This window comes from Kitasatospora sp. NPDC043949, from assembly GCF_056435365.1.
The window spans coordinates 45,846-56,960 of sequence record NZ_JBWKEQ010000010.1 but is presented as its reverse complement, the minus strand read 5'-3'; the positions used below and the strand labels follow the sequence as shown (position 1 = coordinate 56,960).

The window sequence follows — 11,115 nt, the reverse complement described above, 5'->3', positions numbered from 1 at the left end:
TCTTCCCCCCTGGCCAAGAACACAAGGACTCCGGCAACACGAAAACCCAACCCCCCGAAAGGCCAAAAGGGTGGGGGGGGAGGGCCCACCCCCAGCGGCCCCCCCCCCCCCCCCCCCGGGACGGGGTGCGTCAGCTCTCCGGGGTGGCCTCCGGCGCGGCGGCGGCCTTGCGGGCCCGGGTGCGCTTGCGCGGGGCCGGGACCTCGGTCGCGGCGTCGGCGGCCGCAGCCTCCGGAGCCGCCGGGGCGGTCGCGGCCTCGGCCTTGGGCTTGCGGGTGCGCGTCCGGGTGGCCGGCTTCTCCGCGACGGCGGCCTCGGTGGCCGGGGCCTCGACGACGGCCTCGACGGCCTCCGCCTTCGGCTTGCGGGTGCGCGTCCGGGTGGCCGGCTTCTTCGCGACGACGGCCTCAGCGGCCTCGACGGCTTCGACGGCCGGAGCCTCGGCCGGGGCCTCGACGGCCTCCGCCTTCGGCTTGCGGGCGGCGCGCGTCCGGGTGCGGGCGGCCGGCTTCTCCGCGACGACGGCCTCGACGACGGCCTCGGCGGCGGCCACGACGGCCACCGCGGCCGGAGCCTCGGCGACCGGAGCCGCCACGGCCGCCTCGGCCACCACGGCGGCCTCGCCGGCGGCGGCGCCGCGCGAACGGCGGCGACGGCGGCGCGGGGCCGCCTCGCCCTCGGTGCCCTCGACGGCCGGGGCCGCGGGGGCCTCGACGACGGTCCCGGCCTCGCCCTCGGCGACCGCGGAGCCGCCCCGGGTGCGGCGGCGCTCACGGGTGCGGCGCGGCTTCTCCTCGGTCGCCACGGCGGCCTCGGGGGCGCCGGTGCGGCCGGAGCCGCTGCGCGGGCCCTTGGCCCGGGCGGTGCGCGCACCGCGCCCGCCGGTCTCGCCGAGGTCCTCGACCTCCTCCGCGCCGAGCCCGGCCCGGGTCCGCTCCGAACGCGGCAGCACACCCTTGGTGCCCGGCGCGATCTTCAGCAGCTCGTACAGGTGCGGCGAGGTGGAGTAGGTCTCCTCCGGGTCGTTGAAGGTCAGCTCCAGCGCCTTGTTGATCAGCTGCCAGCGCGGGATGTCGTCCCAGTCGACCAGGGTGACGGCGGTGCCCGAGGCGCCGGCCCGGCCGGTGCGGCCGATCCGGTGCAGGTAGGTCTTCTCGTCCTCGGGGCACTGGTAGTTGACCACGTGCGTGACGCCCTCGACGTCGATGCCGCGGGCGGCGACGTCGGTGCAGACCAGCACGTCGACCTTGCCGTTGCGGAACGCGCGCAGCGCCTGCTCGCGGGCGCCCTGGCCGAGGTCGCCGTGGACGGCGCCGGCCGCGAAGCCGCGCTGGGTCAGCTGGTCGGCGACGTCGGCGGCGGTGCGCTTGGTCCGGCAGAAGATCATCGCCAGCCCGCGGCCGTCGGCCTGGAGGATGCGCGAGACGAGCTCGACCTTGTCCAGCGAGTGCGCGCGGAAGATGTGCTGCTCGATGTTGGCGACGGTGGTGCCGGTGTCGTCCGGGGCGGCGGCCCGGATGTGGGTGGGCTGGCTCATGTACCGGCGGGCGAGGCTGATGACCTGACCCGGCATGGTGGCCGAGAACAGCAGGGTCTGCCGCTTGGCCGGCAGCATGGTGATGATCTTCTCGACGTCCGGCAGGAAGCCGAGGTCGAGCATCTCGTCGGCCTCGTCCAGGACCAGCGAGCGGACCTTGGACAGGTTCAGCTTCTTCTGCCCGGCCAGGTCCAGCAGGCGGCCCGGGGTGCCGACCACGATGTCGACGCCCTTGGCGAGCGCCTCGACCTGCGGCTCGTACGCGCGGCCGCCGTAGACGGCCAGGACGCGCACGTCGCGGACCTTGCCGGCGGTCTGCAGGTCGTTGGTGACCTGGGTGCAGAGCTCACGCGTCGGGACGACGATGAGCGCCTGCGGGCCGTCGGAGAGCTGCTCCTCGGTCGCCCGGCCGGCGTCCACGTCGGCGCGCACGACGCACCGCTCGATCAGCGGGAGGCCGAAGCCGAGGGTCTTGCCGGTGCCGGTCTTGGCCTGGCCGATGACGTCGTGGCCGGTCAGCGCGACCGGGAGGGTCATCTCCTGGATGGGGAAGGGGTGGACGATGCCGACGGACTCGAGCGCCTCGGCGGTCTCCGGGAGGATTCCCAGATCCCGGAACGTCGTCTTGATGGGTTCAGCGGTGGTGGACAGGGTGCTGCCTCTTCCGTGTGAAAGGGGCCGAGAGCGAGCGGCGGGCGGGCAGCCGCACGGCTGCGTACGGGCCTGGCGGCCCTGATGCAGCTGAGCGGACGCACAACCGCGCCGGTCCCTGCGGCCGGCCGGTGCGCGCTGCCCTGTGCGGGGCGCGTCGCCGGCGGCGTCGGGGAGGATTCCCATGAGGGACCTGCGCGGGACCTTCGCCAGGGGGCGTGGTCTCGGCGGCCCTCGCTCGGCCACTGATGCGGTGCCAAGGCTTGAAGTCCAAGCCATGGTCGGAGCCGATCGGCTCTCCGACCGGGCATCCGCGTACGTGAGTACCCGTGGCTCCGGTGCGGACACGTCCGGATGGACGGTGCCGCTTCGGAGCGGGCTTGCGCGGGACACCGAGACGGCGGTGACACCGTGCGAACACGACGGGGCTCCGTACCACCATACAGTCAGGCGACGACTCGAACACGTGACGCGTCTGACATTGCCCCTCCCGACCCGGGCCGGAAGGGGTGTTCCGGCCGGTCACCCGGGCGACCGGCCGACGGCCGGCCAGGGTGGGTCCGCCGGGCCGGCGGGACTAAGGTGGCGGGTCATGGAGACCCATGGTGAGACGCAGGACGCCGCGGCCGGCTCGATCGGGGACTGGGCCGCGTGCTCGGCCGACCCCGGCTACCGGGCGGCGGTGCTGGACCTGCTCGGCGCACTCGCCTACGGCGAGCTGAGCGCCTTCGAGCGGCTCGCCGAGGACGCCAAGCTGGCGCCGGACCTCGCCGACAAGGCGGCCCTGGCCCGGATGGCCTCCGCCGAGTTCCAGCACTACCAGCGCCTGCACGACCGGCTCGCCGAGATCGGCGCCGACCCGCAGGAGGCGATGCGCCCGTTCGTCGAGCCGCTGGAGCTGTTCCACCGGATGACCGCGCCCTCGGACTGGCTGGAGGGCCTGGTCAAGGCCTACGTCGGCGACGCCATCGCGACCGACTTCTACCGCGAGGTCGCCGTCCGGCTCGACGACGACACCCGCGACCTGGTGCTCGGCGTCATGTCCGACACCGGGCACGCCCAGTTCGCGGTGGACAAGGTGCGCCAGGCCATCGAGGCCGACCCGCGCTCCGGCGGCCGGCTCGCGCTGTGGGGCCGGCGGCTGATGGGCGAGGCGCTCAGCCAGGCCCAGCGGGTGGTCGCTGAGAGGGACGCGCTGTCCAACCTGCTGGTCGGCGGCGTCCAGGTGCAGGGCTTCGACCTGGTCGAGGTCGGCAAGATGTTCAACCGGATCACCGAGGCGCACACCCGGCGGATGGCCGCCCTGGGCCTGGCCAGCTAGGGCCTGCCCGGCCCGGGCGTCAGGCCGGCCGGTGGCGCCGGGTGCGGTGGACACCGGCCCGGTGCGGGTGGTGCCGGTGCGCCGGGGCCCGCCCGGCGGCGAGGTCCGGCCGGGCCAGCGTCGTGGTCAGCACCGCCGAGGCCAGCGCCGCGGCCGCGATCGACGCCGCCGGGTAGCGCCCGTCCAGGCAGAAGTGCGCCACCGTCCCGCCGAGCAGCGCCGCCGCCAGGGCGGTGCCCAGGGTCAGGGTGCGGGCCGCCCGGAAGTACGCGGGCCGCGCCAGCAGTGCGGCCAGGCCCGCGGCCAGGCCGACGAGGGCGAAGGCGATCGACTCGACCAGCAAAACTGCCTCCCGGGGACGGGCGCGCGGCGCCGACGGCCGCACTGTCGCCGTACCCCGGCCGACCCGGCCGTACACGCAACGGTGCCCCGCTCCCTGGGGGAGCGGGGCACCGGGTGAGCAGCTCGGACGACGCCTCAGGCGGTGCCGAAGCCGACCTTGCGGGCGGCCTGCTCGCCGATCTCCACGTACGCCAGGCGCTCGGCCGGGACGATGACGCGGCGGCCGTGCTCGTCGGTCAGCGCGAAGAGCTTCTCCGAACCCTCCAGCGCCTTGGCGATCGCGCTCTGGATCTCATCGGCACTCTGCGTGCTCTCGATCACGATCTCGCGCGGCGTGTTCTGCACGCCGATCTTGACCTCCACGGCTTCCGTCCCTCCGGGGTTGCAGCCTCCACGCGCGGACACCCCGACCGCCTGGGACAAGCGTTCGCGACGACCGCGCCGTACGGCTTCACCATAGAGCACGGGATCACCGCGGCGGCGAAGGTCGGTGGATCACCCCTGCTAGAGGGCCTCTCCGCCCTCCGAGGTGGGGTGCATCGGGAAGCCCTTCAGCCCGCGCCAGGCCAGGCTGGCGACCAGTCGCGCCGCCTCGTCGCGCGGGATGTCCAGGCCCTGCGACAGCCAGTACCGGGCGGTGATCTGGGCCAGGCCGCAGACCCCGGCGGCGAGCAGCTTGGACTCCGCCTCGGGCAGGTCGGTGTCCTCCTGGATCACCTTGCTGACCAGCGTCGCGCTCGCCTCGGAGGCCCGCTCGACCCGCTCGCGCACGGCCGGCTCGTTGGTCAGGTCCGACTCGAAGACCAGGCGGAACGCGCCGGACTCGCTGGAGACGTAGTTGAAGTACGCCTCCATCGTCGCGGCCACCCGGAGCTTGTTGTCGGTGGTCGTCGACAGTGCGTCGCGGGTCGACTCGACCAGGGCGTCGCAGTGCTTGTCCAGCAGCGCCAGGTACAGCTCCAGCTTCCCGGGGAAGTGCTGGTACAGCACCGGCTTGCTGACCCCGGCGCGGTCGGCGATGTCGTCCATGGCGGCCGCGTGGTAACCCTGCGCGACGAACACCTCCTGGGCGGCACCGAGCAGTTGTTCACGGCGGGCGCTTCGCGGCAGGCGGGCACCGCGCGGGCGCTCCTGCGCCTCCTGGATGGCCGTCACGGCGCTCCTCACTTCGGTTGTTCGGGGCTGGCAAGAGGGCCGATTCTACTTTTCGGTAACCGCTTCCGCGTTCGGCGGGAGTGAGAAAAGGACCTCGGCCTCCTTGTCAGGAGCCCACAATACGGCGCTGACCTCGGCGTCGGCAGGGGTGTGACAGGGGCCGGAACGGCCGTCCGGGCCGTCGGAATCCGAACCTCGTGACGCACCGCACCGGCGGCGTCACCGAGCGCGGAGCGCGGGCCGGCATCGTGGACCCGGGGCCCCTCGCGGCGGCGAACAAGGCCACTCCCATCGTCCGCCATGAGCGGGGAGGCCGGCGACCGGCGCCCGGCCGTCGGCGCCGCCCGGTAACGGCCCGGTTCGGGGCGAGGTCACGCCCGTTCACTCGTTCAGGTGGCAACCAGGCATGTGACCGATGGATTGCCCGGGCCCGGTCCTACCTTTCTGCTGTCGGACCGAACAGGTGTGGGGGAGGCCGCGGACGCCGGGGAAATCCGGAGGGCGGCCGCACCCAGGGGGCCCGGGGGGGGGGGGGGGGGCCGCCGGAACGGGCGTGCGCCCGGGGGAACGGATCGCGGGAGGGGCGCGGCCGGACCGTCGGGCCGGACGGCCGCACCACCGCTCGGTGGTGCCCCGCCCCGGGGGAGCGTCGCGGTGTCGTACCCGGCCGACCGGACTCCTCGCCCCCGGACCGTCCCCGCCGCCGTGCGGGGCCGCCCCGGTGGCCACTCAAGCCGCTCAAGCCATCCGTCGATCCGCCCGCCCGTGATCCGCTCTGCCCTGGAGGTCTCCCGTGCGCATCGCCCTGCTCACCGAGGGTGCCGGCCCACATTCCCGGCGCGGCGCCGGAGGCTGGTGCGACCGGCTGGCCGCGGGCCTGCCGGAGCACGAGTTCGGGCTGTACCTGCTGACCGGCCAGGGCGGCCAGGGCACCGCCGAGCGGCTGTCGCCCGCCTGGCGCGGGGCGCGCGAGCTGGCGCTGTGGGGGCGCCGGCCGGGCGGCCGGGTGCCCGGCACGCTGCGCGGACGCCAGTACGCCCGGGCGTACGAGGACCTGGTCAGAGCCCTGGTGCTGCCGGGGGAGCGGGCCGGCTTCGGGGCCGGGCTGTACCGGCTGGCCGTCCTCGCCCGGGAGGACGGCACGCTGCCCGCCTTCCTCGCCTCCGCGCACGCCCGGCGCACCCTGGAGCGGGTCTGGCGGCTGCCGGGCGCGGAGACCTCGGCCGGGCAGCCGCTGGTCCGCGACGTGCTGGTCGCGGCGGACCTGCTGGAGCAGTGCCTGCGGCCGTTGTCCGCGCCCTGGTACGGCACCGGGCCCGACGGCCTCGGCGGCGCCGACCTGTGCCACGTGGTCGGCGGCGGCCCCGCGGCGCTGCCCGCGCTGGTCGCCCGGTACCTGCACGGGGTGCCGTTCGTGGTCACCGAGCACGGCCTGCACCTGCGCGAGCAGTACCTCGGCCACCGCGAGGCGCCGTACCGGTGGCCGGTCCGGGCGCTGCTGCTGGCGTACTTCCGGGCGCTCACCGAGGAGACCTACCGGCAGGCGGCCGTCCTGACCCCCGGCAGCGCCCACGACCAGCAGTGGCAGCGCCGCTGCGGGGCCGACCCGGCGCGCACCCGGGTGGTCTACGAGGGGACGCCCGCGGTGGTCCGCCCGGCGGCCGGGCCCGAGCCCGCCGTGCCGACCCTGGTGTGGGCGGGCGCGCTGGAGCCGGGGCGGGACACCGAGCTGATGCTGCACGCCTTCGCGCGGGTGCGCGCCGACCTGCCGAGGGCCCGGCTGGTGATCCACGGCGAGGAGGCCGAGCCCGGCTACCGGGCGCACTGCGCGGCGCTCGCCGAGCGGCTCGGACTGGCCGCGGCGGTGGACTTCGCCGGGCGGCCCGGCTCGCTCGCCGAGGTCTGGGAGGGCGGCACGCTGGCCGTGTTCTCCGCGCTGTCCCAGCGCAGCCCCCGGCTGCTCGCGGACGCGATGCTCAGCGGCCGGGCCGTGGTGTCCACCGACGTCGGGGTGGCCCGCGAGGTGGTCGGGCCGACCGGGCTGCTGGTGCCCGCCCGGGACCCGCGCGCGCTGGCCGGCGCCTGCCTGGCGCTGCTGCGCGATGAGGAGCGGCGCGCCCGGCTCGGGCTGGCCGGGCGGCTGCGGGCGCAGGAACGCTTCGCCGTGGAGCCGGTGATCGGCGCCTTCCGGGAGATCTACCTGGAGCTGGTCTCGCAGTACCCGGCCTTCCCCGGCGGCGGGGCCGGCGGCGCGGCCGGGGAGTCGCCGCGCCCGTTCGCCCGGCCCGCCGAGTACTGGCTCGCCGACGGCCGCCGCGCGCCGGACGGCCCGGGCGGCCAGGGTGCCCCGGACGCGGCGGACGGCCCCGGCGGACGCCACGGCGCCGGGCCGGCCGGGTCCGAGCGGCCGGAGGACGGGGGCGGTGACGCCGGCGCGCAAGAGCGCCCCGGCGCCCTCGCGGAGGCCGTCTGATGGCGGGCGGCGCGGCGCCGGGCGGCCCCGGGAGCCCGGTGGGGGACCCGGTGCGCGAGGTGATGGCCGAGCACCGGGCGCTGTGCGAGCGGGCCGTCGACCCGCTGGAGATCGCCGCCGGACTGGAGGAGGCCGGGCTCGGCCCGCAGGCCGCCGCGCGCTGCCGGCACGCCGACCTGTTCTCGCTCGCCGAGGAGCTGTACGCGCGGGTGCCCCGCCGCCCACCCGTGCCGGAGCCGCCGCGCGGCCGGGAGTGCGCCGCCGCCACCCGGGCGACGCTGACCGCCGCCGCCCTGGCCGCACTGCCCTGCGCGGCCGTGGTCGCGCTCGGCGCCCGCTGGCCGGTGCTGCTGCCGGCCGCCGTCCCGCTGGTGCTGGTGCCCGCCCTGGCCGCGGACCCCGCCGCCGAGCCCGGCCCGCCGGACACCCGCCCCTGCGGCGCGGCGGACGGGCTGGGCCCGGCGCGGGCGCCGCGGCGGGCCGGCTCCCGGTGGCACCCGGCGGCGCTGGGGCACGGGCTGGGCCTGGCCGCGCTGCTGCTGCTCCCGCTGGCCGCGGCGGACGGGGACCGGCGGCTGACCGCCGCGCTGGTGCTGGCCGGGGCGGTGTCGGCCGGGTCGGCCGAGCGGGCGGCCCGCTGGTACCGGCAGGTCGGCCGCGGCCATCTCGGCGCGGCGGCCACGCTGGCCGAGTTCCGGTCCCGGATGCGGCCGGTGCTCCCGGTGGCGGTCGCCCTGCACCTGGCGGTGCTCGCGGTGCTGACCTTCGCCGCGCTGGCGGTGCTGACCGTCCTCGCGCCGCGCCCCGGGCCGGGCCACGGCGGGGGCCTGCTGCACCTGGCGGCCGAACGGGCCGGCGCCGCGCAGTGGGCGGCGCAGGGCGTGCTGGGCCTGCTGCTGGTGCTGCCCGCGCTGCTGGCCCGCTGCGGCCGGACGGCGGCCGCCGCGGCGGGGGCGCTGGCCGGGCCCGCCGTGGCGCTCGGGCTGCTCGCCCTGGGCCGTTCCGGGCCGACGGCCGGGGTGCTCGGCGGCGGCGCGGTCGCCGCGGTGCTGCTGGCGTACGCCTGGGCCGTGCTCGGCCGGGCCGGTTCGCACCGCTGAGCCCCGCCCGCCGGTGCGGCCCCGGGTGCCGCCCCCTTCTCTCTGCTCTCACTCAGTCCGCTCTTGATTTTCAGTCCGCCAGGTCGTCCCCGACCTCGCTTCGTGGAAGGACGCCCCCGATGAGGGTGCTGCTGCTGGGCGCCGACGGTTTCATCGGCCGCCGGGTCACCGATCGTCTGCTCATGGACCAGGAGTTGCAGGTGACGGTGCTCGGCCGGCGCGACTCGGCCGACATCCGCTTCGACCTGACCACCGGAAGCCCGGGCGCGCTGGCCCGGTTCCTGGACGCGGTCGTGCCGCAGGTGGTGATCAACTGCGCGGGCGCCACCTACGGCAGCTCGCGCACCCTGATCCGGTCGAACACGCTGGCCGTCGCCACCGTCTGCGAGGCGATCCGGCGCAGCCGGGAGCCGGCCCGGCTGGTGCACGTCGGCTCGGCCGCCGAGTACGGCCCGGTGCCGGGCGGGGTGCCGGTGTCGGAGCAGGCCGAGCCGCGGCCGGTCGGCCCGTACGGGGTGTCCAAGCTGGCCGGGACGGAGCTGGTGCTGGCGTCGGGCCTGGACGCGGCGGTGCTGCGGGTGTTCGACGTGGTGGGCCCGGGGGCGCCGACCGCCTCGCTGTTCGGGCGGCTCGCGGAGGGGCTGCGGCGGGCCCTGGAGCGGGACGAAACCCAGGTGCGGATGCCGGACCTGTCCGGATACCGGGATTTCGTGGACGTGCGGGACGTCGCGCGGGCGATTCAGGCGGCGGCGGTGTCGGCCGCCACCGGGGTGGTCAACATCGGCAGCGGGCACGCCGTCCGGGCCCGGGACGCGGCCCAGCTGCTGGTCCGGGCGTCCGGCTTCGAGGGGGCGATCGTCGAGGAGAACCGCCAGGTCCTGCTGCCCGCGCAGGCCGGCGGCCCGGTCGGCGACCACCTGCCCGGCCACCACCTGCCGGGCCACCGGCCGGAGGGCCGGGTCGCGGCGGGGGAGCCGGTGCCGTGGCGGCAGGCGGACGTGCGCACCGCCCGGGACCGTCTCGGCTGGCGGACACAGGTGCCGCTGGAGGAGTCGCTCGGGGACGTCTGGCTGGAGACGGCCTGCCGGGTCTGAGCGGCCACCGGGAGCGCCCCGGGCCTGTCGGCACAGGCCCGGGGCGCTTTTCCGGGCTCCGGCGGGCGGTCCCACGATCCGACGCCGGCCGTCTCGCCCATCGGACGAGCTGTCTCGGAATACCGAAGGGGCGTGACACTGTTGGCCTAGGAGCCACCCGCGTGGCGGCGCAGCAACCACCATGAGGCTGGCCCAGGCCACCTGAACCAGACACCCATCGGAGTCCCCGTGTCGTTGCCACCCCTGGTCGAGCCGGCCGACGAGCTCACCGTTGACGAGGTCCGCAGGTACTCCCGCCACCTGATCATCCCCGACGTGGGCATGGCCGGGCAGAAGCGGCTGAAGAACGCCAAGGTGCTGTGCGTCGGCGCCGGCGGCCTGGGCTCGCCCGCGCTGATGTACCTGGCCGCGGCCGGTGTCGGCACGCTGGGCATCGTCGAGTTCGACGTGGTCGACGAGTCGAACCTGCAGCGCCAGATCATCCACGGCCAGTCGGACGTGGGCCGCTCCAAGGCGGAGTCGGCGCGGGACTCGGTCAAGGAGATCAACCCCTACGTCGACGTGATCCTCCACGAGGAGCGCCTCGACAACTCCAACGTCATGGAGATCTTCTCCGGCTACGACCTGATCGTGGACGGCACCGACAACTTCGCCACCCGCTACCTGGTGAACGACGCCGCGGTGCTGCTCGGCAAGCCGTACGTGTGGGGCTCGATCTACCGCTTCGACGGCCAGGCCAGCGTGTTCTGGGCCGAGCACGGCCCCTGCTACCGCTGCCTCTACCCGGAGGCCCCGCCGGCGGGCATGGTCCCCTCCTGCGCCGAGGGCGGCGTGCTGGGCGTGCTGTGCGCGTCCATCGGCTCGATCCAGGTCACCGAGGCGATCAAGCTGCTGGCCGGCGTGGGTGACCCGCTGGTCGGCCGGCTGATGATCTACGACGCCCTGGAGATGAACTACCGCCAGGTGAAGGTCCGCAAGGACCCGGACTGCGCCGTCTGCTCCGAGCACCCGACGGTCACCGAGCTGATCGACTACGAGGCCTTCTGCGGCGTCGTGTCGGAGGAGGCGCAGGCCGCCGCCGCCGGCTCGACCGTCACCTCGGCGCAGCTCAAGCAGTGGCAGGACGACAAGGAGGACATCTTCCTGATCGACGTCCGCGAGCCCGGCGAGTACGAGATCGTCAACATCCCCGGCGCGGTGCTGATCCCGAAGAACGAGTTCCTCATGGGCGACGCCCTGGAGAAGCTGCCGCAGGACCGCAAGATCGTGCTGCACTGCAAGTCGGGCGTGCGCTCGGCCGAGGTGCTGGCCGTGGTCAAGGCGGCCGGCTTCGCCAACGCCGTCCACCTGGGCGGCGGCGTGCTCGGCTGGGTCAACCAGATCGAGCCGCACAAGCCGGTCTACTAGAACGCCGGAACGCACCGGAAGGGCCCGCCTCGGCG

Annotated in this window: 9 protein-coding genes; 5 read left to right on the top strand and 4 right to left on the bottom strand. The window is 75.8% G+C overall.

What is annotated here, in order from left to right:
• Positions 1-130: 130 nt before the first annotated feature.
• A complete protein-coding gene (locus AC07AL_RS10850; protein ID WP_478317334.1) occupies positions 131-2,074 on the bottom strand; it encodes a DEAD/DEAH box helicase in 1,944 nt (647 codons plus the stop codon).
• Positions 2,075-2,780: 706 nt separating this feature from the next.
• Between AC07AL_RS10850 and AC07AL_RS10845 the strand changes: the two genes are divergently transcribed.
• Complete coding sequence (locus tag AC07AL_RS10845; RefSeq protein ID WP_063347921.1) at positions 2,781-3,509, top strand: ferritin-like fold-containing protein; 729 nt, start codon at positions 2,781-2,783, stop codon at positions 3,507-3,509.
• 19 nt (positions 3,510-3,528) lie between these two features.
• On the opposite strand, the gene AC07AL_RS10840 is transcribed toward AC07AL_RS10845, so the two are convergent.
• The 3 genes from AC07AL_RS10840 to AC07AL_RS10830 form a co-directional block, all read right to left on the bottom strand.
• Positions 3,529-3,852, bottom strand: coding sequence for a hypothetical protein (locus AC07AL_RS10840; RefSeq protein WP_363586741.1), 324 nt, complete (start codon positions 3,850-3,852; stop codon positions 3,529-3,531).
• Between the two features lie 134 nt (positions 3,853-3,986).
• Positions 3,987-4,214 carry a DUF3107 domain-containing protein gene (locus tag AC07AL_RS10835; RefSeq protein WP_063347919.1) on the bottom strand — a complete coding sequence of 76 codons (228 nt, stop codon included), beginning with the start codon at positions 4,212-4,214 and terminating at the stop codon, positions 3,987-3,989.
• 141 nt (positions 4,215-4,355) lie between these two features.
• Positions 4,356-5,006: a TetR/AcrR family transcriptional regulator gene (locus tag AC07AL_RS10830; protein ID WP_363586740.1), complete on the bottom strand. Its 651-nt coding sequence runs from the start codon at positions 5,004-5,006 to the stop codon at positions 4,356-4,358.
• Between the two features lie 793 nt (positions 5,007-5,799).
• Between AC07AL_RS10830 and AC07AL_RS10825 the strand changes: the two genes are divergently transcribed.
• The 4 genes from AC07AL_RS10825 to moeZ all read left to right on the top strand — a co-directional run bounded on the left by AC07AL_RS10825 (position 5,800) and on the right by moeZ (position 11,080).
• Entirely contained in the window at positions 5,800-7,479 is a 1,680-nt protein-coding gene (locus AC07AL_RS10825; RefSeq protein ID WP_363629526.1) for a DUF3492 domain-containing protein, read from the top strand.
• The gene (locus AC07AL_RS10820) at positions 7,479-8,579 is read left to right on the top strand and encodes a hypothetical protein (RefSeq protein ID WP_363586738.1); all 1,101 of its coding nucleotides are present in this window, start codon (positions 7,479-7,481) and stop codon (positions 8,577-8,579) included. Before AC07AL_RS10825 ends, AC07AL_RS10820 begins: the two co-directional genes overlap by 1 nt.
• Positions 8,580-8,698: 119 nt before the next feature.
• Entirely contained in the window at positions 8,699-9,673 is a 975-nt protein-coding gene (locus AC07AL_RS10815) for an NAD-dependent epimerase/dehydratase family protein (protein WP_363586737.1), read from the top strand.
• A gap of 228 nt (positions 9,674-9,901) precedes the next feature.
• Complete coding sequence (moeZ, locus tag AC07AL_RS10810; RefSeq protein ID WP_363372596.1) at positions 9,902-11,080, top strand: adenylyltransferase/sulfurtransferase MoeZ; 1,179 nt, start codon at positions 9,902-9,904, stop codon at positions 11,078-11,080.
• The last annotated feature ends 35 nt before the right edge of the window (positions 11,081-11,115 follow it).